Genomic DNA, 22,609 nt, shown 5'->3' on the forward strand with positions numbered 1-22,609 from the left:
GCGGACGGAATCACATGAGCTTTCTAAGAAATCTGTTTAAAGCAGCCCCCACGCCCACAGAGGACGGAGCCTTTCAGCCGTCACCCCTTGCCTTGAAACTCGCGACGGCATCCAAGACGGATTATGATGGCGGGGCCTATGCCAACCCTTACAGGGGCGGTGACAAGCGCGTGCTGATGATCTGCACCGAAGAGCGCAACATGACCATGGCCAATGGCAAGAAATTTTCGACCGGGAACCACCCGGTCGAAATGGGCCTGCCGATGTTGCACCTGCTGGCCGCTGGTTTCCAGATCGACATTGTCACACCCACGGGCGCCCCTGCCGTTATCGAAGACTGGGCCATGCCGCGCGAGGACGAAGCCGTCATGAAGCTGTACCGCGACTATGCCGATGCCTTTGACAACCCTGGCAGCCTCGCTGATTTCGTGGCGAATTCGATGACTGATGATGCACCTTACGTCGGGGTCTATCTGCCGGGTGGTCACGGGGCCATGTTGGGCCTGCCAGAGAACGAAGACCTGGGAAAACTTCTCCGTTGGGCACACAAACGGGACCTGTTCACGCTGGCGATCTGCCACGGACCGGCCGCCCTGCTTGCTGCGGGCGATGGCCCATCGTTCATCTACAACGGTTACAAGATCGCGGCCTTTCCTGATGCGGTCGACAAACAAACGCCGATGATCGGCTACATGCCGGGCCATATGCCGTGGAAGTTCGGCGAAAAGCTGAACGCTCTGGGTGTGGAAATCATCAATTCCAAGGCCGACGCCACATGCAACATCGACCGCCGTCTCGTTTCGGGCGCAAGCCCAAAAGCGGCAAACGCATTTGGAAGGTTGGCGGCGGAAGCGCTGTTGAAGAACGTGCGGTAGACGGAAGCAGGTGCGGCGTGCATGCGGACATTCGTGCATCACGCAGCATCGGTAATTCCGGGCTCGGTGCAGACATCCGACTAGTTCTGTCGAATGACTACTTTGTGTCGGTTACCAGCCCCTGCCCAATCAATGGATCAGCTTCTGCAGCGTCTTGTCTGTTCGGATCAATTCAGTGATCGTTTTGCGCAGTTCCTCAGCTTCTCTGGACCTTTGTCCATGTCTCCAGGACGGATGGCTTGGCCCAGCAACGTGCCCACCTCTAGCCCCATGCATGCGACAAACACTCCAGCCTTTAACGGCGGGTGCGCGGCACCGCTTGCCAGTGGATTTCGCCGTAGCGGTGCATCTGGGCGCATCATTGAGCCGTTTGGTGGGGTTTATGAGGTTGTCGTTGTATTTTTTCATTCACCCCGCCCCCTGTTTTGGACGTTACCAACGATTGCCTGCCCACCTTCATTGACTTCCACGCGTTCGACCCGGACGGTTTGATCTGCCTTGGATCGATATCGTTTCAGGGTTTCAACCTGGCTGGTGAAGGTCCGCGCAAGTTTGTTGAGCGCTCGTTCCGCAGAATCTTGCTGCGGGAGAGTTTTTACGTGGTTCAGGCGACGTGCCAACATCATCGTGGCCTGATGGATCGCGCCCATCTGGATCGCAAGCATGGCTTCGATCTCGTCTTGCGGCTTAACCCCAGCGACAACCGACATCACAAAGTTCGATGCCGTCTCTGAGACAGAGCTGTCTTGTTGCCCAAGAGTCGCGATTTGATCCATGACGCCTTCGAAGAATCGGCAGTCTGTTGTGCCAAGCTCATGCATTGCTAAAGCACAAGCCGTCGTTGGATCATTTCCTTTGTGCCCAACCGTGAGCCGGCGTGTGCCCTCATCAAAATCCAACTTGATGTCCGGTGCCCTAACGCGTGATCTTTTCCGTTCCCTCAAATCGGCAACAGCAATGGTCTCCGCTTCGGTAAGCTCGGAGTTCTTTGTCTGCAGATCGTTGCCTTCGTCTTTCGGTGCCTTGGTCATTTCCGCCTCGCATAGCAGGGAGTGGTTAGTATTAGTGTTCCGTTTCAGCACCGAGGGACCTGATAGAAACCGGCCTGACGGGTTCTGATTTGGAACCATCGGAGGTATTTGGGTTCTCAAACGGAACCACAGAGGATGGTGACGGGTCCGTCCCAGAACCGCGTTTTGTTTTTTCGGGCTGCCAAAAGCACCAGTCGTTTGTGGCGGCTTTCTTGCCGGACCGGGTCTGCGTTGCCTTGGTCGTCAACCGCCAATCATGCGCTCGCCGGTGATACCAGTTGCCTTCCTGCTCCAGCACAAGGAAGCCTTTGTCCTGCAGATCCTCGAAAGCGCGTTGAACGGTGGCCTTGCCCAACCCCAAGATTTCTGCCGCCTCGTTCATCGACAGAAACACCTTGCCGTTGTTGCCGCCATTGAAGCGGGTGTGAAGCTCCAGCCAGAGCTTCACCGCAGGTCCGGACAGAGCCCGCCACGCCGGGGACTTGATCATAGCATAGGGCAGAGGGATGTATTGACCGTCATCCGACCGTTTACCCTTGGGAGTCCGCCGCCTACTCATCGCGAGACCTCCGCGGGAAATGCTCGGGCAAACCATCCAGTTCGGGTATGTCACAGCCGACATGTGCCCGGACGAGTCTCGTTAGGCCGGATTTGGACACACAGTAGCCGAGCGTGTCCCAGGCCGCTCCCCCGGCCGGAAAATGGGGTCTCTGACGCTGAAACAGCCATTGGACGCCATCTCGGCATACGGCAACCCGGTAAATGCCGAGGCGAAAGAGCTCGCCGCTGTAGTTCTCGGCGGTTTCCCGATGATCAGTTTGTGGAAGAGGGCCGGTTTCGGCTCCCCTTTCGCGACTGGCATTGGTAGAATTGGAAAAGGACATATCAGCCATGCTCGATCCGTCCTTTCCGTACGATCACCCGTTCGACCGAGTGGCTCAGGGGCGACCAGTAGTACCGCCGCTCGTTTTGTCTTGTCGGCGCGGGGCATCCTGTGGCATCAACTGTACTTGCTAGGGTGGCAGTCGATGTCACTGGAAAAGCCCCATCTCCGCGCTTGGAGTTGGGGTTTTTCATTATGCAGCCTCGTTGTTGGGATCGGTGCGCCGGGCGGCCAGCCAGGCGTTCAAGTCGGCGCCGTGATAGGCGATCCGCCGACCTATGCGGATAAAGGCCGGACCACACATGCGATGGCGCCATTGAGCCAGTTTCTCGCGGTTTCCCAGCAATCGCATTTCAGGGTCTTCTGGGAAATAGACCCGGTCGTCATTGAAGACGTTTGCCATCGTTGAAATCCTCTTGGATCAGTTGCGATGGCTGAACTATGCGATTGGTTTAGCCTTTTGGGCAGGCATCGAAGGAGAAAGAATTGGAAGGAAAGAATTATTTCCTAACCTTTCGTTCACGGTCGTAGTTTTGTATCGAGCGTCCCGTTATCGGGTAACCGTCTTCGGTAAGCTCCGCGGCAACCGCATCTGCACTCAATTCGTCCGGTAGTCCATCTGGGTAGCGCGCAATAAATTCGCGTTTGGCAGGCGAGGGTTTGGGACCTCGTTTTTTGGTTATGGGCTGCTGCTCATTTTTTTGTTCTGGTTTCACCCAGTGTTTGTTCAGCAGATTCAACGCTTCAAAAGTGTCGTAGTAGCCATCCGGATATACGTCAGGATCAAAAACTACATACCAACCAATAAATGGTTTTACGTATTGATCAAAAACGCCACCGTCACACTCATCGCTTGGAGACTGGCCAAAATAGTTAGCAAACAGCCGTTTGGTTTGGTTCTTTTGCTTCACTACGCCTGTTTCACCGTCGATGCAGCAATATCTGTCCCAAAGGTCGCGACCAGACATTCTTTTGGCATCAAACTCTTTGAAGATCATCAATAGTTCAGTCATGTCGCGCAACGGAAATTCAAGGAAAAAATAGAAAAACTGATCAGGGTGAAAGAGTATTGGGTGGTTTGCCTTTAGAAGGTTCCCAGCACTTGAACACAGAACAGCACCATAATCTTCGTCTAATCGGTTCATAATCCAGAACGCAATCAGTTCTATTTCGAAGTTGGAACTACTGAGACTTAGCTTTTTACGCGCCCATTTATGGTTACTTAGAGAGAGTATTTCTTTCTTAGGGTTGATATTCTCATCCAAGGCAACCTGGGGATTTTCATCCAACATCTCGAGTGCATCAGCTAAATACAGTCGTTCTGCCAGATTGCGAACGTTTGACCGCATTTCTTTCCAGTCGATATAGCCGGGAGGACAAAACACCGTCGATCTACACCTTCTTTATTGGGCATACATAGCCGCACCATGCGTCGCATAGACGCCGTCGCTTTACCAACAAATCCGAACGCGCATAGGCCCTCTCCACGTCGGACCCAACCTGATGGGCCAAAGCCGCCTCTGCCAATTCACGCGGTGCATTAGCAGCTTCCGCTGCCCAATCCCGAAACGAACTGCGGAAGCCATGCACAGTAACGCCATCCTGCCGCATCCGGCGCAGCAACATTAGCATGGACATGTTTGACAGGGGCTGATGCCGCTTTTGCCCCTCGAAAACATAGTCAGAGGCCAGCGCACGCAGCGGTTCCAGAATGGCCAGCATTTCGTCGGTGAGAGGAACACGATGGACCTGCCCGCCTTTCATGCGCTCCGCAGGTATGATCCAAAGGCGCGCATCGAAATCGACCTCGGGCCATTTCATCTCCAGGACCTCTGAGGTCCGGCAGGCGGTCAGAATGGTGAACTGTAGCGCTTTGGCGGCCATGGCCGAGCGGGTCTGCAACTCGGCATAGAACGCGGGCACCTCTTGCCAAGGCATTGCGTCGTGGTGCTGGACCTTGGCTTTGACGGTGGGCAGCACCTTGCCTTCGCGGATCGCGGTCACCGGGTTCTCGCCCGAGCGGAAGCCCTTGGACTTTGCCACGTCGAGCACCGTCTTGATCCGCTGCGACAGCCGCTTTGCGGTTTCGTGTTTTTCAGTCCAGATGGGCGATAGACACATCAGCACTTCGGGCTGATCGACGCTATCCACAGGCATTCGTCCGATCTTGGGGAACGCATAGTCGCGCAAAGTGTTGAGCCACTGCTGACCGTGTTTGGCATTCTTCCACGTCGGCAACCGGTCGATGTGAACCTGACGGCTGAGTTCTTCGAAAGTAGGAATTTCACGCTGGGCATTAAAACGAGGGTTCAACCCAGCTTTCGCCATTCGCCTGTATTCGAGCGCTCTTTCTCGGGCCTGGTTCAATGTGACGACGTCGGCGCCGCCCAAACCGAAGTCCGTTCTCAGCGGAGCGCCCTTGCGATTCTTCTGTCCTTTGACCGTTACGCGTACGATCCAACGCCGTGCACCTGATGGATCAACAACAAGGTACAAGCCAGAACCGTCGCCATGCCGGCCCGGGCCCAGATTCTCTACCAGCTTCTTTGTCAGCTTCCCGCTGAGCGCAGACATGAAAATACCACAAAATATACCACTCAATGGAAGTATACGAGTATGACTGGATAAAATCCAACAAAACCCAGAAGCACGACTATAGTCATAAAACACACAGTCTCAGGCGACTTAGTGTATCTCGTCGAAATCAGGGAGAATTACCAAGTGGCGGACCGAGGAGGATTCGAACCCCCGACCCCTTGATTCGTAGTCAAGTACTCTATCCAGCTGAGCTATCGGTCCGCGTTGGTGAGGCGCTGTTTAGACCCGGGGCTGGGCGCGTGCAAGCGGATTCTGCAAAAAAAATTAAAAATTCATGTCACCCCGGGGAAGCCTTATTTCAAAGGTGGTTCCAGCCGGTCCGGTGTCTTTCAAAAACAGATCACCTCCGTGACCGCGCACCAGTTCCTGCGAAATCGCAAGGCCAAGGCCCGAGCCGCCTTTGCGCACACCGCCCTGAAACGGGGTAAACAGATTCTCGCGCGCCTTAGGGGGTAGTCCGGGACCGGTATCGCTGATCTCGATGCACCAATCAGTCTCCAGTTCCGACGCCGTCACCGCGATGCGGCCCGGCTTGCCTGCGGCGACAAGCGCCTGCCGGGCGTTGCGCACGAGGTTCATGATAACGCGGAACATCTGTTCAGGGTCAGCGCGGACCACAAGGTCCTTGGGAACGTCATTGACGATTTCGACGCAGGCATCGGCAATCGCAAGCTGCTCGCTGGCGACAACATCGGCGGCGATATTATGCAGGGGCACCATGGTCAGGGTTGGCGCCGGTTCTTCGGCGCGCCCGAACGCCAGAGTACTTTCACACAGCGACACCGCACGCGTGATCGAATTGACCAGCTTGGGTGCCAAACGTGCGACCAGCGGATCGTCGCTGGATTCGATCCGGTCAGTAAACAACTGGGCCGAGGTCAGGATGTTGCGCAGATCGTGACTGACTTTGGCGACGGCCCCACCCAGTTGTGCCAGCCGCTCACGCTGTTTCAGGGCCTGCGTCAGATCGGTCTGAAGTGTCTGCAGCGCCTCTTCAGCCTCGCGCAGTTCGGTCACCTTGGAGTTGGGCGAGATGATGCCCCGTGCATCCTCAGGCGCGCTGGCATAGCGCTGCATGTAACCCACGACGCTTTTGATTGGGCGCACCAGCACTACGCGTACCGCCAGAAACAGGAAAAACGCCGTAATGATCGAGATCACAAAGGACAGGCCCAGAATACGCAAACCGTAATCCGTCATGGCCATACGCAGAGGTTCGCTGTCCATCGTCACTTCGATCAGCAGGCCTGCATCCTTGACCGGCTCGCCCATCACCCGGATCACTTCGTTTTCAGGGGTAAACAGGCGGGTCGTTGCATCGCGGATCAGAACCCAGGCCCCCGCGCCCCGCAGGTCATAGGTATTGGTGATCTGTTCGGGTATGGGCGACGACAGCATGAGCTGGCGCACTTCATCGCGCCGCAATACAACGTTGTAGACACCGGCATTGGCGAGCAGCTCTGCCTCAAGATCATCGGCGAGCATGTCATCGGCCAGCAAGGCAAGCGAGGCGATCTGGGCGCGTTCCAGCCGGTTCAGCAGGAAATCCTCGCGGAAACGCGCGATCGAGGGCACAAAGATCAGCACTTCGGCCAACATGACGAAGACCGTCGTCAGGATCAGAAATCGGCCCGACAGCGAGTTCACTTTGCGCTCCTCCTCGGGTCAGGGAATCCAGCGCTGGACGAACCTGACCACTCGTTTAACCGTCTGATTCTCAAACAGCCTTGGCGAGAAATAGGCGCCCGCCACGCGTTTGTTAAGCTCTCCAATCGTCGGATAGGGCGAAACCATTGCGGCGATCTGGCCCATCTTGAGGTTATTGGCCAGAGCCAGCGACCACAAGTTGATCAATTCCCCGGCCTGATGCCCTACGATTGTCGCGCCGACCGGTCGGCCTTTTACGACCATCACCTTAATGAAACCCTTCGTCTTGCGCTCGGAAATGGCGCGGTCATTGTGGTGATAGTCAAAGCGCGCGATTTCCAGCGCATCTCCGTGCGCGTCGCGCGCCTGTGTTTCGCTCAGGCCGACCTGCGCCAGTTCCGGGTCGGTATAAGTGGCCCAGGGAATATGCGCTGTTTTTGCCTTGGACGGCAGACCGAACAGGGCCGAACGGATGATAATCCCCGCCTGATATCCCGCAACATGGGTGAATTGCAGCCCGCCTGCGACGTCGCCAATTGCATAGACCTTGCGGTTGGAGGCCCGCAGCGCCTCATCGACCTTGATGCCGGTGCGCGTCCGGTCGATTCCGGCCGCTTCCAGGTTCAGCCGGTCGATATTGGCCTTGCGCCCGACCGCCAGCAACAGGTGAGAGCCGGAGTAAATCTCGCCGTTTTCGGTAACGACCTCGACGGCCCCCGCATTGCCCCGGATCTGGGCCACCATGGCATCCTCATGGATTGCGACGCCTTCGGCCTTCAAGCTGTCCAACACGACCGAGGCGGCCTCGGGGTCATCCTTGCCCAGCGCCTTCATGCCTTCGATCACCGTGACCTTGCAGCCAAGCCGGATATGCGCCTGTGCCATTTCCATGCCGATGGGACCCCCGCCGATGATCAGCAGATGTTCGGGTTTGTCGCGCAGGTCGAATATGGTCTCATTGGTGTAATGCGGCACCTGCTCCAAACCGGGCAGAGGCGGCACCAAAGGCGACGAGCCCGTGGCCACCACGACGCGGCGGGCGGTGATCAGGTGATCCCCGGCCTGCACCTGCGTGGGCGAGACAAAGCTGCCATATTCGCGGATCACCTTGACGCCAAAGCCCTCAAAACGTTCCTGACTGTCCATCGGCTCGATCTGCGCGATCACGTCATGGACGTGATCCTTGGCCGCGGCATAATCGACCTGCGGCACCAAATCCGCGACGCCAAAGGCGGACGCATGTGATTGCCCATAGGCCGCCTTGCCGCTGGCGATCAGAGCCTTGGAGGGGACACAGCCGAAATTCAGGCAATCTCCGCCCATCTTGTGCCCTTCCAGCAGGACGACATCCGCGCCCATCTGGCTGGCCCCGGCCGCCACCGACAGCCCGCCCGACCCGGCACCGATCACCAGGATATCGGTCTTCAACTTCTGCATGGATCAGGCGTCCTTTCGGCCACGGAGGGATTTGATGACAATCGGCAACGCTGCCAGAACACACAAGCCGATGATGGGACCAATGACAAACGGTTCCCACAATAGAGAGACGTCCGGAGTCTCACCCCGGTCGAACACGCCGCCCAACCCGACGCCGATCCAGGTATAAACGATGCCCCCGGGAATGATGCCCAGCGCCGTGGTGAACAGGAAGTTGCGGAACTTCACCCCCACCAGCGCAGGCACCAGATTGGCTACGAAGAACGGCACCACAGGCACCAGACGCAGCAGGAACAGAACCGAGATTTCATTCTCGCGCAGCCCGTCCTTCAGTTTTTTGACGGCCCCTTCCGAGGCCTCCAGCCGCGCCGTGAGCGACGTCCCCAACCCCCAGCGCGCCGCCAGAAAGATGGCCGAGGCGCCGATGGTCGCAGCAACCACATTGAACACGGTTCCGGCGAAAAGACCGAACAGAAACCCTCCGGTCATCGAGGCCACCGCCGCCCCGGGCAGCGAAAAGGCGACGATCACGATGTAGATCCCCACAAACGCGGCGGCCATGGCCCAATAATTGGCGTCTCGCCACGCCAAAAGCGCCTCGCGGTTGTCGCGCAGGGTCTCAAACGTCAGGTAATCGCCCAGGGTGAAGAACCCGACCGCTGCAACGGTGAGAATCACCAGCAATGGAATATGCCGCGCAAATCTGCCACGCGCGGTCTGAGTCGTGTCACTCATCACGTTGTCCGGTTTGGTACGTTTCATTCTGCCTACAACATGCGACGCCCCGGGGTCGGGCAACAGGGGCCTCACGCGGCGTTGATGTTAATGGCCGGGAATGTGAGGGTTTTCGGGTCTCAAACCCGCGAATTGAAACCTTTTGCTGGTGCCGGTTACAGAATTGTTGCAAAACGCCCCAAAACCCCCACCTAGGGGTTTGACTTAGAACCCGCGACCCAGTAGAGGACGGGCTTCGAACACTAGGGCCAGGCGAATCCGCGCCGCACCCACCGCTATAGATTGGAGACGGAGCGATGAAACGCACCTATCAGCCTTCGAACCTGGTTCGCAAACGCCGCCACGGTTTCCGCGCGCGCATGGCCACCAAAGCCGGCCGCAAGATCCTGAACGCGCGCCGCGCACGTGGCCGCAAGTCGCTGAGCGCGTAAACCGCTCACCGATCAGGTTATGAACATGACGCCGCCGGAGGCCCCTGAGGATGGTAGCAACCAGCCGAGGGTGAAGCCCCCGGCGGCGTCCGTTTGCGCGCCCGAAACTCTGACCGTATTACAGAATCGCTCGGATTTTCTGAAGGCCGCGCGGGCAAAGCGGCAGGGCACATCCTCGATGATGGTGCAGGCGCGGAAACGTGGCCTGGATGAGGCCCCGGGCATTCGCGTCGGATTCACCTGTTCCAAAAAGGTCGGCAATGCCGTGGCCCGCAACCGCGCCAAGCGCCGCCTGCGCGAAGCTGCACGCGCGGTTCTGCCCGATCAGGGTCTTGCGTGTTGGGATTACGTGCTGATCGGCCGCGCCGAAGTCACCGCCGCCCGCCCGTTCGAGGCGTTGAAAGACGATCTGCGCTATGCCCTGCGCAAATTGCATGGCGGCAAATGAACCTGTTTGTCCATATCCTCGCCCTGCCCGTCCGGGCGTATCGGCTGATCTTCAGCCCGTGGGTCGGGTTCAATTGCCGCTATCAACCGACCTGTTCGGCCTACGCCCTTGAAGCACTGGAAAAGCATGGACCCGTCAAAGGCACATGGCTGGCTGCGCGGCGTATTGGCCGCTGCCATCCGTGGGGCGGCGATGGCTATGACCCTGTGCCCGACGAATAACACCGCCCCTTGCCCGGTTCACCAAGCTAAGATAGGCCCGCCCCATGTTCGATGAAGCCGACGACATCCATCCGCTCTTTGCCGGTGCGCCCTCGACCACCGAATTCAAGAAGCTGCGCAAACGCATCGTGCGCCAGACCCGCGAAGCCATCGAGCATTACGGGATGGTGGATCGCAGCACCGAGGGCAAAAAACCCCGGTGGCTGGTCTGTCTGTCGGGCGGCAAGGACAGCTATACCCTTCTGGCCGTGCTTTATGAGCTGAAATGGCGCGGGCTGCTGCCTGTCGACCTGCTGGCCTGCAATCTGGATCAGGGTCAACCGGGATTTCCCGCAACCGTCCTGCCCGAGTTCCTGAGCCGTATGGGCGTGCCCCATCGCATCGAATATCAAGACACTTATTCCGTTGTCATGGACAAGGTCCCGCAAGGCCGCACCTATTGCGCGCTGTGTTCGCGCCTGCGCCGGGGTAATCTCTATCGGATTGCGCGCGAGGAAGGCTGCTCGGCGGTTGTGCTGGGTCACCACCGCGACGACATCCTCGAGACCTTTTTCATGAACCTGTTCCACGGCGGGCGACTGGCAACGATGCCGCCCAAGCTGGTGAATGAAGAAGGGGACCTGTTCGTTTACCGCCCCCTCGCCCATGTGGCCGAGGCGGATTGCGGGAAATTCGCCAATGCGATGAACTATCCCATCATTCCCTGTGATCTGTGCGGCAGTCAGGACGGGCTGCAACGGCAGCAGGTGAAGCAGATTCTCGACCAATGGGAAAAGAACGCGCCGGGCCGTCGGCAGGTGATGTTCCGGGCACTGACCAATGCCCGCCCCTCGCATCTGCTGGATCCCAAACTGTTCGATTTCGCGAACCTTTCGCTCGATCCGATTCAAAAAGACGAAAATTCGGACGAAATTCCGCAGCTGCGTTAACGTCTGACTCAGATAGCTTTCCTACGGTTGGCCTGTGCGATCCACGATCCTGCAGAAGGCCGTCAAAAACCGATGCGGAAAATTGTCTCTGTTGACCGAATTCTTGAAACGCTGCGCACTGCCCTGACCGGGCCACAGGCGCTTGCCTTTGTACCTGCCGCCTGTCTGGCCGCTTTCTGGCTGGGCGGAGAGGTTGCCTTGCTGGTCACAGCGCTTGGCCTGCCACTGATCAGCGCCGCGACTGGCTGGGGTGATCGGCTGCACAAGGCGACCAGCCCGGGCGTGCGGCCTTCGGGCTTGGTTGCAAACGACGTGTTTCAGGCCGAGATGCAGGTTCTGAGCGAGATCGCAAAAGCCCGCGGCGAAAACGCGGCCTGCATCGCCGTGTCGCTGGATGACTATGCCGATCTTCTGGATGTGCATGGGCAAGCGGCCGCGAACCATGTCGCTTTGCAATTCAGTGATCGGATTCTGGCGATGATCCGAAATCATGATGTCTTTACGCAGATGGGCCAGAATCGGTATTTGATCGGCCTTCAACCCTCGCCCCATCTTGATCTTGAGGCCTGCATCCAGACATCGGGTCGCATTCAAAGCGCGATTGAGGACCCGGTGTTGCTGAGCGGCGCCAGCGTCTACCTGTCCTGCTCGGTCGGTTTCTGCCTGCTGTCCGATCTGCAGGAGGCGGATGCACAGGAATGGCTCGACGGGGCCAGCGCGGCCCTGTCCGAGGCGCAGCGCAATGGCCCCTCCACCATCCGTGCCTATTCGACCGAAACGCGACGCCGGTCGCTGGTCCGGGCCAATCTCAGACGGGATTTCGAAACCGCGCTGGATCAGGGTGAGATCCGCCCGTGGTTTCAACCGCAGATCTCGACCGATACCGGCAACATCACGGGTTTCGAGGCGCTCGCCCGTTGGGAGCATCCGGGAAAAGGGGTTCTTGGCCCGCAGGTGTTCCTGCCCTTAGCCGAACAGGCCGATCTGATGGAACGTCTGGGTCAGGTGATACGGCATCACGCGTTCGAGGCCATGCGGAAATGGGATCGCGCCGGTCTTGCCGTGCCTAGGATCGGCCTCAATTTCTCATCCGATGAGCTGCGCAACCCCGGCCTCGTCGATCGGTTGAAGTGGGAGCTGGACCAGTTCGACCTGACCCCGGACCGGCTGGTGGTGGAAGTTCTGGAAACCGTGTTTTCGCGCCGCCCCGACGATGTGATCACCCGGAATGTCACCAGCCTGGCTGCGCTTGGGTGTTGCATCGACCTTGATGATTTCGGCACCGGTCATGCGTCGATCGCTTCGATCAAGCGGTTTGACGTGTCGCGCATCAAGATTGACCGTTCCTTTGTGGCCAAGGCGGATCAGGACCCCGGCCAGCAGCAGCTTGTCAGCGCCATCTTGACCATGGCGGAACGGCTGAACCTCGAAACCCTCGCCGAAGGTGTCGAGACCGCCGGAGAACATGCGCTGATGGCACAATTGGGAAGCGACCATGTTCAGGGCTTTGGCATCGCCAAACCCATGCCGTTTGAGCAGACACAGGATTGGATCGTCGCACACCGGGCCAAGATCAAAGGTGCCCCCAAGATCAGTCGCAAAATGGGTTGAATCGGCGATTGTGGCCCAACGAATGCCGGGTTGCGGCGAATTGGCGGGCGATTCCGCTTGACCTTTGGGGCTGCACTCTGTTGAACCCAGCGGGTGTGTTTCACTGCTTAAGGTGGCTGTCCCCGATGGACGATCAGAATAAGAATCTCATCCTCGCAACCGCGCTCAGCTTCCTGGTGATCCTGGTCTGGTTCGTCCTGTTCCCACCGCCGGAACCGACCGCGACACAGGAAGAGGCCGGGATCGCAACCCTTGAAGAAGATCAGGTTCAAACACCCAGTGCCGCAGGCACGGTTGGGGAAGCGACCGCTGCTGCAGACGAAGCACTGCCCGAAGAACAAGCCCCGCGTGTCGAGATCGACACGCCGCGCCTGAAAGGCAGCCTGTCGCTGTCCGGTGGCCGCATCGATGAGCTGTTTCTGAAGGACTACAAAGTCTCGATCGACGAAGGCGCACCTATCGTCGAATTGCTGTCACCGGTTGGATCGGATTCTGCCTATTACGCGCTTTATGGCTGGGCTCCGGGCTCTGGCGTAACCGGCAGCGATGTCCCCGGCCCCAACACCCTCTGGACGCTTGAACAAGGCGACGCACTAGGGGTGGATACACCGATCACATTGGCTTGGGACAATGGCAATGGCCTGACCTTCCGCCGCACCATCTCGGTTGACGAGGACTATATGTTCACGGTGGCCCAATCGGTCGAAAACGCCACCCAGTCCGAGGTCAGCATGGCCCCCTATGGCATTCTGGCGCGCCACGGCATCGGTGAAGATGGCGACCTGCCTGGTCTCAAAAATTTCTTCATCCTGCATGAAGGCGTGATCGGCATGGCCGACGGCACCCTGACCGAGGTCGATTATGGCGATGTGCGCGATTTCGACATCGACCCGAATGAGCGGGCGCAGGCCGAGGTCTATCAGGTCAAGGAAGATGGCTGGATCGGCTTCACCGACCACTATTGGATGACCACGCTGATCCCCGACCCGGGCTCGGCCTTTAAAGCCGCCGCCAAATACGACTCGCGCCGCAAGATTTATCAAACGGAAACCGTGCTGCCGACGCTGACCGTGGCCCCGGGCGCAACCGAAGAGGTCAGCACCCGCTTGTTCGCCGGTGCCAAGGAATGGGAAGCCATTCGCGAATACCAGAGCGAAGGCGTTCAGAAGTTCATCGACAGCATCGACTGGGGCTGGTTCTTCTTCCTGACCAAGCCGATCTTCTGGCTGCTGCACAACATCAACGCCCTGATCGGTAACATGGGCTGGTCCATCATCGGCCTGACCCTGATCATCAAGGCGATCCTGTTCCCGCTGGCCTTCAAATCCTACGTCTCGATGGCGAAGATGAAGGAACTGCAGCCGCAGATGGAGGCCTTGAAAGAGGCTGCCGGCGACGACCGCCAGAAGATGCAGCAGGGCATGATGGAGCTGTACAAGAAGGAAAAGGTGAACCCCGCCGCGGGTTGTCTGCCGATCCTGATGCAGATTCCGATCTTCTTCTCGCTGTATAAAGTGATTTTCGTCACCATCGAACTGCGCCAAGCCCCTTGGTTCGGCCCGTTCCAGGACCTCAGCGCGCCGGATCCGACCTCGATCTACAACTTCTTTGGCTGGCTGCCCTGGGCTGCGCCCGCGCCCGAAAGCTTCATGGCGCTGATCTTCATCGGCATCCTGCCGCTGTTGCTGGGTATCTCGATGTGGCTGCAGCAGAAGCTGAACCCGGCACCAACCGATGCGACGCAGGCGATGATCTTTGCCTGGATGCCGTGGGTGTTCATGTTCATGCTGGGCGGTTTTGCCAGCGGCCTGGTGGTTTACTGGATCGCGAACAACACGATCACCTTCACACAGCAGTACCTGATCATGCGCAGCCAGGGTTACACGCCCGATGTGTTCGGCAACATCAAATCCGGCTTCAAGCGCACCCCCAAGACGGGCGACAAATGAGCGGAGCGGTCACCGATCTGTGGCGGCATCCGATCAAAAGCCATGGGCGTGAAAGCCTTGATCACGTCACCATGACCCCCGGGCAGACCATGCCCGGGGATCGTGTTTGGGCGGTCGCACATGAAGCCTCCGCAGCGGACGGGTCGGAATGGGTGCCCTGTGCCAATTTCAACCGAGGGGCCAAAGCGCCCGGCCTGATGGCGATCTCGGCACGGTTGGACGAAGACACCGTCACTCTTAGCCATCCGGACAGACCGGATCTGAGCTTTGCGCCGGACCGGGACCAAGACCGTTTTCTGGAATGGGTGAAGCCGTTGATGCCGGCGGACCGGGCGGCCTCGGCCCGGATCATCCGCGTCCCCGGGCGCGGCATGACCGACAGCGATTTTCCATCAATCAGCCTGTGTAACATGGCCTCGCACCGGGCCGTCGAACAGAAGCTCGGCCGCGATCTGTCCATCGCACGCTGGCGCGGCAATGTCTGGTTCGATGGCCTGCCCCTTTGGGAAGAATTCGACTGGATTGGCAAGGACATCCAGATCGGCGAGGCAGTGTTCCACGTGCGCGAACGTATCACGCGCTGTCTGGCGACCACCGCCAACCCCGAGACAGGTGTGCGGGATGCGGATACGCTGGGCGCGCTTAACAGCTGGGACCACCAGGATTTCGGTGTTTATGCCGAGGTGATCCAAGGCGGCACGATCCGTGTCGGAGACAAGGTTCAGATACTATGACCACCCTGCCCTTCCCATTGGCCGAAGACCCGGACACCTTGGCGCTGGAACATGGGCGCAAGCTGTTTGCCGGACCGTCGGAGTTTGTCAAAGGCGTGGTCGCCATGAACGGCCTGCCCGCCCCGGATCGGCTGGAGGTCTGCTTTGCGGGCCGCTCAAATGTCGGTAAATCCAGCCTGATCAACGCGCTGACCGGCACCAAGGGGCTGGCCCGCGCCTCGAACACGCCGGGCCGTACGCAAGAGATCAACTTTTTCACCCAAGGCCCCGAGCTCTATCTGGTCGACCTGCCCGGCTATGGCTTTGCCAATGCGCCGGTCAAGGTGGTCGAGAAATGGCAGCGACTGCTCAAGCAATATCTCAGCGGGCGGCAAACCCTGCGCCGGGCCTTTGTACTGATCGACTCGCGCCACGGGGTGAAACCGGTGGACAATGAAATCATGAAGCTGCTGGACACCAGCGCCGTGACCTTTCAATGCGTGATGACCAAAGCCGACAAGGTCAAAGCCAAGGACCGGGAAAAGGTAATGGACCAGGTGCGCGGCGCCTTGTCGAAACACCCCGCTGCCTACCCGGAAATCGTCCTGACCTCGTCCGAGAAAGGCGACGGCATTCCGACCCTGCGCTCGATCATCTCGCATCTGGAATAGCTTGCCTCTTGGCAGCCCCGTCCAAACGCCCTAACAGGGTGGACCAGAGGACAGACAGCCATGAAGACACGAGACATGAACCGGGACTGGATCGCCACCGCCGCCACTTTAAACAGCGCACTGCCTTATCTGCAGCGCTATGACGGGGCCATCGTCGTCATCAAGCTGGGCGGACACGCCATGGGCAGCGACGAGGCGATGGAAAGCTTTGCCCGCGATGTGGTGCTGATGCGTCAGGTGGGGGTGAACCCGGTCGTGGTGCATGGCGGCGGTCCGATGATCAACGCGATGCTGGACAAGCTGGACATCCAGTCCGATTTCGTGGGCGGCAAGCGTGTCACTGACAAAGCCACCGTCGAGGTGGTCGAGATGGTGCTGTCCGGCCTTGTGAACAAGCGCATCGTGCAGGCGATCAATGATCAGGGCGGCATGGCCGTGGGCCTGTCGGGCAAGGACGCCAACCTGATGACCTGCGATCAGACCGATGCCTCGCTTGGCTTTGTTGGCACTCCGGTCGAGATGAACCCGAAGGTCCTGCACGATCTGTTCTCGCATGACATGATCCCGGTGATCGCACCCCTGGGTGCGGGCCGCAATGGCGAGACGTTCAACGTCAATGGCGACACGGCTGCGGGGGCGATTGCTTCGGCATTGAAGGCCGACCGCCTGTTGCTGCTGACCGATGTCTCGGGCGTCAAGAATGCCGCCGGAGAGGTCGTGACCGAACTCAAGGCCGGCCAGATCCGCGAGATGACCCGCGAAGGCACCATCGCGGGCGGAATGATCCCGAAAACCGAAACCGCGCTGGATGCATTGCACAGCGGCGTGCGTGCAGTGGTCATTCTGGATGGTCGCGCTCCCAATGCGGTGTTGCTGGAACTGTTCACCGAGCACGGTGCCGGATCGCTGATCCGCCCCGACTGACGCCTATGTGATCCGGGCAGGCTTGTGTCGGGCATAAATATGCCTGAACATGAATGTGTGGAAAATGAAACCATCATCCGCCTGAGCACATTTCTGGTGCTCTTTGCACTCTTTGCTGCCGCTGAAGCGCTGGCACCGCGCCGAGCACGCAAATGTGTGCGGAAACGGCGCTGGCTGACCAACCTGTCAATCACGGTACTGAACGCCGTGACACTCAGGGCCATGGCGATTGGCTTTCCACTTCTTGCGGTAGGGGCTGCCATCGACGCGGGTCAGAACGGCTTGGGATTGTTCAACAAGCTCGATTGGCATGATTGGGTCGAACTTGTTCTGAGTGTTCTGGTTCTCGATTTTGCGATCTGGCTTCAGCATCTCATGACCCACAAGGTGCCAATGCTGTGGCGCTTGCATCGGGTGCATCATGCCGACCGGGATATGGATGTGACAACGGCCATTCGCTTCCATCCGATTGAAATCGCGTTGTCCATGGTCCTCAAACTCGGAATGATATACGTGTTGGGACCCGGTGCGGTGGCAGTCATTCTGTTCGAGATACTGCTGAATGGCACAGCATTGTTCAATCACTCCAACCTGAAACTCCCCCTTGCTGTGGACGCCGTATTGCGTAGGGTTCTCGTGACGCCCGATATGCACCGTGTGCATCATTCCGTCCTTCGGGAAGAACATGACAGCAACTACGGTTTTGCTCTTTCGATCTGGGATCGGCTGCTGGGAACCTACGTGGCACAGCCCGGTGAAGGGCATGACAAAATGGAAATAGGGCTGCAATGGCAAGACGATCGGCCAACACAACTGGGGTGGAGCCTGTTGCTTCCGTTTCGACGAAAGTGACATACTCAGACATCAGGGAAGCTGCCATCAAGGCGGGCCTGATCGTTATGGGCGCTCAACACCCCAGAACCAGCGGTGCAGCTCAGCTGGACAGTGGTACGCTGGTCCTGCTTGGAACCGCCGCGGAATTCTGGCCCGCACTCAAAGCCTCGCCCGAGTGGGCAGATGGCAAAGAGAACCCCGTAGACCGTTGGTCCACGCGTGTCGTTGGGCAGATGGCCTCCGAGTTGGGCGCGACGCCCTACTACCCGTTCGGCGGCCCGCCTTATGCACCGTTTATTGACTGGGCGCTGAAATCCGGGCGTACGTTCAGCAGCCCCGTGGGAGCTTTGGTGCATGATACGGTCGGCATGCTGATCTCATACCGGGGGGCGCTGCATTTTGGCGAGGAATTCGCAATCCCCGAAGCAACTGCTGCCTCACCCTGCACGACATGCCCCGCCCCCTGCGCGAATAGCTGCCCGGTAGAGGCATTGAATGACCGCAGCTTCTATAACGTCGACGCCTGCCACGGCTATCTTTCCACAGCCGAAGGACAAACCTGCATGACCGGTGGCTGCCTGGCCCGCCTCGCCTGTCCGCTGAGTGACGGCGCAGGGCGTGATCCGGAACAGTCCGCCCACCATATGAGGGCCTTTCATCCCTCATGACCCGCACCCTGATCCTGATGCGCCATGCCAAGTCCAGCTGGGATGACCCGTTCCAGAACGACCATGACCGCCCCTTGAATAAACGCGGTCGCAAATCGGCCCCCGCCGTGGGCGCATGGCTGCGGCAGAACGATTGGCTGCCGGATGAGGTGATCAGCTCTACCTCGGCCCGCACGCGCGAGACCTGGGACCTGTTGGGGCTTGAGGCCGCCAGCATGGCATTCACGCAGAACCTGTATCATGCGGGGGCGAACAACATGATTGCGGTTCTGCGCGGGGCCGAAGGGCAAGCCGTTCTGATGCTCGGTCACAATCCGGGCATTGCTGTGTTTGCCGAAAGGATCGTGCGGCACCCGCCGGACCATGCCAGATTTCATGACTACCCGACCTGCGCGACGACCGTGATCCGGTTTGAAGTTCAGAACTGGATGGATGTGACATGGCACAGCGGCGCTGTCGAGGGTTTCACCATTCCGCGCGAGTTGCTGTAATGAAAAAAGGCGGGGTAAAACCCCGCCTTTTCATCTGTTTCACCGGGATCAGTGCCCCAGAATCTGGCTGAGGAACAGTTTGGTCCGTTCGCTCTGCGGGTTGTTGAAGAACTCTTCCGGCTCGTTCTGTTCCACGATCTGGCCAGCATCCATAAAGATCACGCGGTTGGCGACCTGACGGGCAAAACCCATCTCGTGGGTCACGCACAGCATGGTCATGCCTTCCTCAGCCAGTTCGATCATGGTGTCGAGCACCTCTTTGATCATCTCGGGGTCCAGCGCCGATGTCGGTTCGTCAAACAACATGATCCGCGGCATCATGCACAGCGAGCGGGCAATCGCCACACGCTGCTGCTGTCCACCCGACAACTGACCGGGATATTTCAGCGCCTGATCTGGGATTTTCACCTTTTCCAGGAAATGCATCGCGCGTTCTTCGGCCTCTTTCTTGGGCGTCTTGCGCACCCAGATCGGGGCCAGCGTGCAGTTTTCCAGAATGGTCAGATGCGGGAACAGGTTGAAGTGCTGGAACACCATGCCAACCTCGGACCGGATCTTGTCGATGTTCTTCAGGTCATTCGACAACTCGGTCCCGTCCACGACGATCGTGCCCTGCTGGTGTTCTTCCAGCGCATTCAGACAACGGATCAGGGTAGACTTGCCCGATCCCGACGGCCCCGCGATCACGATCCGCTCGCCCTGATTGACGGTCAGATTGATGTCGCGCAGCACGTGAAAGGACCCGTACCACTTGTTCATGTTGCTGATTTCGATGGCGACCTCGTCGCTCACCTGCATTTTCGAGCGGTCGATTTCGCGTTCAATTGCAAGTTCAGACATATGTTGAACTCCTTAACGATGGCCAGTCTGAAGCTTGCGCTCCAGATACATGGAATAACGGGACATGGAGAAGCAGACGACGAAGAACAGAACGCCAATAAAGGCAAACAGTTCCCAGTAGACGCCATTCCAGGCGGTATCGGCACGGATGCCGTTGGTCAGACCGATCACGTCGAACAGACCGATGATCGAGACCAGCGTGGTATCCTTGAAGATGCCGATAAAGGTCGACACGATGCCCGGGATCGAGATTTTCAGAGCCTGCGGCATGATGATCAGCCGCTGCGCCTGCCAGTAGTTCAGGCCCAGACTGTCGGCCCCTTCGTACTGACCGCGCGGCAGGGCAGCCAGACCACCCCGGATCACCTCGGCCATATAGGCGGCCGAGAACAGGGTCATCATGATCATCACCCGCAGGATGATATCAAAATTGGTGCCCGGCGGCAGGAACAGGTTCAACAGCAGCGAGGCCACGAACAGCAAAGTGATCAGCGGCACGCCCCGGATGAACTCGATAAAGCCCACGCAGAGGTATTTGACGATCATCAGATCGGACTGACGGCCGAGTGCCAGAACGATACCGATGGGCAACGAGACACCGATAGCCACAACGCCCAACAGGATCGCCAGCATGAAGCCACCAAAGTCACGGCTTTCAACTGAGGCAATACCGATCGGAACGATTGAATTGATCGTGTCTGCAACCGAACCGGCGGCAAACAACCACCAAAGAACAGGCAATACGATCGCCAGGATCAATGCCGCCAGCGAACCTGCGATGGGAAGCAGAAGCTTGTACGCAAAATATCCAATTGCAAATCCGGCGGCGACCATCAGTGGCCCCCAGATGCTGCCCCCCCACATCAGCCAAGGCAGAAGGAACGGATAGGCCGCAGTCACGAAAAGAAGTTTGCGCGGTAATTTGGTGAACAGCACCGGCGCAATCGCGACAAGCAACAGGATGAAGGTTAGGTTTGGCCGAAAATAGGCGGGCCAGCCGCCGGCCTCAGGCGGGTTAGACCACGTTGCATCCGGGTGCGCCGGGTAAGGCGGATAAAAACCGTACAGCAATTGCAGCCACCGGTCCTTGATAACACCCCAGCAGGCATGACCATGCGTATCGCCCCATGTCGCCATCATGATCTCACGACATTCTGACAGGGAATTGGCGTTCCAAACGGATTCGAACGTCCAAGCCAGGATGTTGGAAAGCACGTAGTAGATGAAGTACAGCGAAATGATGGTCAGGATGGCGTTGAGCCAGCTTGAGAACAGGTTGTGCCTGATCCAGCCCAGTACGCCCACCTCTGAGGCGGGTGGCGCCTGTTCCGGCAACATTTCCGTGCGGACAAATGAAACATCACTCATATTACCGCTCCACCAGTTTGACACGGTTGTTGTACCAGTTCATCACCGCCGAAATGCTCAGCGAGATGGTCAGATAGACCAGCATCAGCAGCAGAACACATTCCAGTTCACGACCGGTCTGGTTCATGGTGATGCCACCAAGGGTACCCGTGATGTCCATATATCCAACCGCGATCGCCAGCGACGAGTTCTTGGTCAGGTTCAGATAGTTCGAGATCATTGGTGGAATGATCACCCGCAACGCCTGCGGCAGGATCACCAGACGCATCGTGCGGCCCGGGCGCAGGCCCAGTGCAGATGCCGCCTCGGTCTGGCCTTTCGAAATGGCCAGAATACCGGCACGCACGATCTCGGCGATGAAAGCTGCGGTGTACAGCGACAAGGCCAGCCACAGGGCAATCAGCGAGTTCCGCAGGTGGGTGCCGCCAGTGAAGTTAAAACCCTTCAGCTCGGGATAGCCCAGATGGAAGCCCAGTGCGGTCAACAGGATGCCCGAAGGCACAAACAGCAAGCCCAGTTGGATGTGCCAGATGGTCGGACGATTACCGGTTGCTTCCTGTGTGGCATTGGCACGGGCCGACACTTTGCGCATGGCAAAGATGCTGCCGCCAACAACGATCAGGAAGGCGATCAGATCCAGCGAGACATCAAAGCGCAGGCTCGACGTGCCGAACAGGTGGATGTCGCCCAGACCGCGCGAGAACAGAAACTCGGGGATATAGACCCCGCGATTGGTCACAGCAACCGTGCCGAACAGGTCCATCGTGGCTTCTGGATTTTCACCACGGAAGGCGCGCGGCGCGGGCAGGCTTTCGATCAGGATCGCCATGGCGAACACGATCCAAAGCAGAACCGGAACGTTGCGGAACATCTCGACATAGACGGTCATGATGCGGGCGACCAGCCAGTTGTTCGACAGGCGCAGAACACCAACCATGACGCCGATGATCGTTGCCGTGATACAGCCCAGAACAGCCACAACCAGCGTGTTCAGCAGACCTATTAAGGCCGCACGCAGATGGGTATCGCGCGAGTCGTATTCCAGCAGGCGTTGGTTGATGTCATAGCTCGACGGCTCGCTGAAAAAACCGAAACCGACTGTTCGGCCCAGCGTTTCAAGGTTCTGAATGGTGTTGCTAATAATCCAGGCTGCCAGAAGCATGAACCCGATCATTGCGATGACTTGGATGGTCGCAGATCGGTACCGCGTATCGTAAAGGAGCATGGACAGCCGGAAGTGCTCCTTCGGCGGGTCAGTGAGAGTCGTCATGACCTATGTAATCCCCGTAACGTCCCATTTTTGTC

24 protein-coding genes and 1 tRNA gene are annotated in these 22,609 nt (G+C 58.5%); 13 read left to right on the forward strand and 12 right to left on the reverse strand.

The window, feature by feature from the left end; genetic code table 11:
- The first annotated feature begins 14 nt into the window (after nt 1–14).
- The gene (hchA, locus tag ACR3E4_RS05270) at nt 15–875 is read left to right on the forward strand and encodes a glyoxalase III HchA (RefSeq protein WP_480534670.1); all 861 of its coding nucleotides are present in this window, start codon (nt 15–17) and stop codon (nt 873–875) included.
- A 404-nt stretch (nt 876–1,279) separates the two neighbouring features.
- Here hchA and ACR3E4_RS05275 read toward each other — a convergent pair whose 3' ends face one another.
- The 9 genes from ACR3E4_RS05275 to ACR3E4_RS05315 all read right to left on the reverse strand — a co-directional run bounded on the left by ACR3E4_RS05275 (nt 1,280) and on the right by ACR3E4_RS05315 (nt 9,206).
- Entirely contained in the window at nt 1,280–1,906 is a 627-nt protein-coding gene (locus ACR3E4_RS05275) for a hypothetical protein (RefSeq protein ID WP_480534668.1), read from the reverse strand.
- A 31-nt stretch (nt 1,907–1,937) separates the two neighbouring features.
- Nucleotides 1,938–2,465, reverse strand: a complete 528-nt coding sequence (locus ACR3E4_RS05280) for a helix-turn-helix domain-containing protein (RefSeq protein WP_480534666.1) — start codon at nt 2,463–2,465, stop codon at nt 1,938–1,940.
- 517 nt (nt 2,466–2,982) lie between these two features.
- The gene (locus tag ACR3E4_RS05285) at nt 2,983–3,192 is read right to left on the reverse strand and encodes a MerR family transcriptional regulator (protein ID WP_170368045.1); all 210 of its coding nucleotides are present in this window, start codon (nt 3,190–3,192) and stop codon (nt 2,983–2,985) included.
- Nucleotides 3,193–3,289: 97 nt separating this feature from the next.
- Nucleotides 3,290–4,174 (reverse strand): hypothetical protein, encoded by an 885-nt coding sequence (locus ACR3E4_RS05290; RefSeq protein WP_480567069.1) that lies wholly within the window; start codon nt 4,172–4,174, stop codon nt 3,290–3,292.
- 7 nt (nt 4,175–4,181) lie between these two features.
- On the reverse strand, nt 4,182–5,363 hold the full coding sequence (locus tag ACR3E4_RS05295) for a tyrosine-type recombinase/integrase (RefSeq protein ID WP_480534834.1): 1,182 nt from the start codon (nt 5,361–5,363) through the stop codon (nt 4,182–4,184).
- A 148-nt stretch (nt 5,364–5,511) separates the two neighbouring features.
- Nucleotides 5,512–5,588: transfer RNA gene (locus tag ACR3E4_RS05300), tRNA-Arg, on the reverse strand.
- 63 nt (nt 5,589–5,651) lie between these two features.
- The gene (locus ACR3E4_RS05305) at nt 5,652–7,034 is read right to left on the reverse strand and encodes an ATP-binding protein (protein ID WP_480534662.1); all 1,383 of its coding nucleotides are present in this window, start codon (nt 7,032–7,034) and stop codon (nt 5,652–5,654) included.
- Between the two features lie 18 nt (nt 7,035–7,052).
- Entirely contained in the window at nt 7,053–8,471 is a 1,419-nt protein-coding gene (locus ACR3E4_RS05310; protein ID WP_480534660.1) for a dihydrolipoyl dehydrogenase family protein, read from the reverse strand.
- A gap of 3 nt (nt 8,472–8,474) precedes the next feature.
- Entirely contained in the window at nt 8,475–9,206 is a 732-nt protein-coding gene (locus ACR3E4_RS05315) for a TVP38/TMEM64 family protein (protein WP_480534658.1), read from the reverse strand.
- Between the two features lie 296 nt (nt 9,207–9,502).
- On the opposite strand from ACR3E4_RS05315, the gene rpmH reads away from it, so the two are divergent.
- The 12 genes from rpmH (at nt 9,503) to ACR3E4_RS05375 (ending at nt 19,096) form a co-directional block, all read left to right on the forward strand.
- A complete protein-coding gene (rpmH, locus tag ACR3E4_RS05320) occupies nt 9,503–9,637 on the forward strand; it encodes a 50S ribosomal protein L34 (protein WP_005980833.1) in 135 nt (44 codons plus the stop codon).
- A gap of 25 nt (nt 9,638–9,662) precedes the next feature.
- On the forward strand, nt 9,663–10,085 hold the full coding sequence (gene rnpA / locus ACR3E4_RS05325; RefSeq protein WP_480534656.1) for a ribonuclease P protein component: 423 nt from the start codon (nt 9,663–9,665) through the stop codon (nt 10,083–10,085).
- The gene (yidD, locus tag ACR3E4_RS05330; RefSeq protein ID WP_480534654.1) at nt 10,082–10,306 is read left to right on the forward strand and encodes a membrane protein insertion efficiency factor YidD; all 225 of its coding nucleotides are present in this window, start codon (nt 10,082–10,084) and stop codon (nt 10,304–10,306) included. The genes rnpA and yidD overlap by 4 nt, the downstream gene beginning before the upstream one ends.
- 44 nt (nt 10,307–10,350) lie before the next feature.
- Nucleotides 10,351–11,235 (forward strand): tRNA 2-thiocytidine(32) synthetase TtcA, encoded by an 885-nt coding sequence (gene ttcA / locus ACR3E4_RS05335; protein WP_480534652.1) that lies wholly within the window; start codon nt 10,351–10,353, stop codon nt 11,233–11,235.
- A 72-nt stretch (nt 11,236–11,307) separates the two neighbouring features.
- Nucleotides 11,308–12,846, forward strand: coding sequence for a putative bifunctional diguanylate cyclase/phosphodiesterase (locus ACR3E4_RS05340; protein WP_480534650.1), 1,539 nt, complete (start codon nt 11,308–11,310; stop codon nt 12,844–12,846).
- 125 nt (nt 12,847–12,971) lie between these two features.
- On the forward strand, nt 12,972–14,795 hold the full coding sequence (gene yidC / locus ACR3E4_RS05345) for a membrane protein insertase YidC (protein ID WP_480534648.1): 1,824 nt from the start codon (nt 12,972–12,974) through the stop codon (nt 14,793–14,795).
- Nucleotides 14,792–15,529, forward strand: coding sequence for an MOSC domain-containing protein (locus ACR3E4_RS05350; RefSeq protein WP_480534646.1), 738 nt, complete (start codon nt 14,792–14,794; stop codon nt 15,527–15,529). The genes yidC and ACR3E4_RS05350 overlap by 4 nt, the downstream gene beginning before the upstream one ends.
- On the forward strand, nt 15,526–16,179 hold the full coding sequence (gene yihA / locus ACR3E4_RS05355; protein ID WP_480534644.1) for a ribosome biogenesis GTP-binding protein YihA/YsxC: 654 nt from the start codon (nt 15,526–15,528) through the stop codon (nt 16,177–16,179). The genes ACR3E4_RS05350 and yihA overlap by 4 nt, the downstream gene beginning before the upstream one ends.
- 60 nt (nt 16,180–16,239) lie before the next feature.
- Nucleotides 16,240–17,103 (forward strand): acetylglutamate kinase, encoded by an 864-nt coding sequence (gene argB, locus ACR3E4_RS05360; RefSeq protein ID WP_480534642.1) that lies wholly within the window; start codon nt 16,240–16,242, stop codon nt 17,101–17,103.
- Nucleotides 17,104–17,160: 57 nt separating this feature from the next.
- Nucleotides 17,161–17,955 (forward strand): sterol desaturase family protein, encoded by a 795-nt coding sequence (locus ACR3E4_RS05365; protein WP_480534832.1) that lies wholly within the window; start codon nt 17,161–17,163, stop codon nt 17,953–17,955.
- Nucleotides 17,952–18,605, forward strand: coding sequence for a ferredoxin (locus ACR3E4_RS05370; RefSeq protein WP_480534641.1), 654 nt, complete (start codon nt 17,952–17,954; stop codon nt 18,603–18,605). The genes ACR3E4_RS05365 and ACR3E4_RS05370 overlap by 4 nt, the downstream gene beginning before the upstream one ends.
- Nucleotides 18,602–19,096, forward strand: a complete 495-nt coding sequence (locus ACR3E4_RS05375; RefSeq protein WP_480534639.1) for a SixA phosphatase family protein — start codon at nt 18,602–18,604, stop codon at nt 19,094–19,096. Before ACR3E4_RS05370 ends, ACR3E4_RS05375 begins: the two co-directional genes overlap by 4 nt.
- Nucleotides 19,097–19,144: 48 nt before the next feature.
- Here ACR3E4_RS05375 and ACR3E4_RS05380 read toward each other — a convergent pair whose 3' ends face one another.
- Genes ACR3E4_RS05380 through ACR3E4_RS05390 form a run of 3 tightly spaced genes read right to left on the reverse strand, consistent with a single transcriptional unit; the run spans nt 19,145 to nt 22,574 of the window.
- The gene (locus tag ACR3E4_RS05380) at nt 19,145–19,936 is read right to left on the reverse strand and encodes an amino acid ABC transporter ATP-binding protein (protein WP_480534637.1); all 792 of its coding nucleotides are present in this window, start codon (nt 19,934–19,936) and stop codon (nt 19,145–19,147) included.
- 12 nt (nt 19,937–19,948) lie between these two features.
- Nucleotides 19,949–21,304, reverse strand: coding sequence for an amino acid ABC transporter permease (locus tag ACR3E4_RS05385; protein ID WP_480534635.1), 1,356 nt, complete (start codon nt 21,302–21,304; stop codon nt 19,949–19,951).
- 1 nt (nt 21,305) lies between these two features.
- Nucleotides 21,306–22,574 carry an amino acid ABC transporter permease gene (locus tag ACR3E4_RS05390; RefSeq protein WP_480534633.1) on the reverse strand — a complete coding sequence of 423 codons (1,269 nt, stop codon included), beginning with the start codon at nt 22,572–22,574 and terminating at the stop codon, nt 21,306–21,308.
- Nucleotides 22,575–22,609: the final 35 nt, after the last annotated feature.

It is taken from the genome of Ruegeria sp. AP11 (genome assembly GCF_056535865.1).

What these genes read in the sequence shown, in the direction of transcription:
- ACR3E4_RS05390 (WP_480534633.1), bottom strand. Translation starts at nt 22,574, where the DNA reads ATGACGACTCTCACTGACCCGCCGAAGGAGCACTTCCGGCTGTCCATG.
- rpmH (WP_005980833.1), top strand. Translation starts at nt 9,503, where the DNA reads ATGAAACGCACCTATCAGCCTTCGAACCTGGTTCGCAAACGCCGCCAC.
- rnpA (WP_480534656.1), top strand. Translation starts at nt 9,663, where the DNA reads ATGACGCCGCCGGAGGCCCCTGAGGATGGTAGCAACCAGCCGAGGGTG.
- ACR3E4_RS05340 (WP_480534650.1), top strand. Translation starts at nt 11,308, where the DNA reads ATGCGGAAAATTGTCTCTGTTGACCGAATTCTTGAAACGCTGCGCACT.
- ACR3E4_RS05380 (WP_480534637.1), bottom strand. Translation starts at nt 19,936, where the DNA reads ATGTCTGAACTTGCAATTGAACGCGAAATCGACCGCTCGAAAATGCAG.
- hchA (WP_480534670.1), top strand. Translation starts at nt 15, where the DNA reads ATGAGCTTTCTAAGAAATCTGTTTAAAGCAGCCCCCACGCCCACAGAG.
- argB (WP_480534642.1), top strand. Translation starts at nt 16,240, where the DNA reads ATGAAGACACGAGACATGAACCGGGACTGGATCGCCACCGCCGCCACT.
- ACR3E4_RS05295 (WP_480534834.1), bottom strand. Translation starts at nt 5,363, where the DNA reads ATGTCTGCGCTCAGCGGGAAGCTGACAAAGAAGCTGGTAGAGAATCTG.
- ACR3E4_RS05285 (WP_170368045.1), bottom strand. Translation starts at nt 3,192, where the DNA reads ATGGCAAACGTCTTCAATGACGACCGGGTCTATTTCCCAGAAGACCCT.
- ACR3E4_RS05315 (WP_480534658.1), bottom strand. Translation starts at nt 9,206, where the DNA reads ATGAGTGACACGACTCAGACCGCGCGTGGCAGATTTGCGCGGCATATT.
- yihA (WP_480534644.1), top strand. Translation starts at nt 15,526, where the DNA reads ATGACCACCCTGCCCTTCCCATTGGCCGAAGACCCGGACACCTTGGCG.
- yidC (WP_480534648.1), top strand. Translation starts at nt 12,972, where the DNA reads ATGGACGATCAGAATAAGAATCTCATCCTCGCAACCGCGCTCAGCTTC.
- yidD (WP_480534654.1), top strand. Translation starts at nt 10,082, where the DNA reads ATGAACCTGTTTGTCCATATCCTCGCCCTGCCCGTCCGGGCGTATCGG.
- ACR3E4_RS05310 (WP_480534660.1), bottom strand. Translation starts at nt 8,471, where the DNA reads ATGCAGAAGTTGAAGACCGATATCCTGGTGATCGGTGCCGGGTCGGGC.
- ACR3E4_RS05350 (WP_480534646.1), top strand. Translation starts at nt 14,792, where the DNA reads ATGAGCGGAGCGGTCACCGATCTGTGGCGGCATCCGATCAAAAGCCAT.
- ACR3E4_RS05385 (WP_480534635.1), bottom strand. Translation starts at nt 21,304, where the DNA reads ATGAGTGATGTTTCATTTGTCCGCACGGAAATGTTGCCGGAACAGGCG.
- ACR3E4_RS05280 (WP_480534666.1), bottom strand. Translation starts at nt 2,465, where the DNA reads ATGAGTAGGCGGCGGACTCCCAAGGGTAAACGGTCGGATGACGGTCAA.
- ACR3E4_RS05375 (WP_480534639.1), top strand. Translation starts at nt 18,602, where the DNA reads ATGACCCGCACCCTGATCCTGATGCGCCATGCCAAGTCCAGCTGGGAT.
- ACR3E4_RS05275 (WP_480534668.1), bottom strand. Translation starts at nt 1,906, where the DNA reads ATGACCAAGGCACCGAAAGACGAAGGCAACGATCTGCAGACAAAGAAC.
- ttcA (WP_480534652.1), top strand. Translation starts at nt 10,351, where the DNA reads ATGTTCGATGAAGCCGACGACATCCATCCGCTCTTTGCCGGTGCGCCC.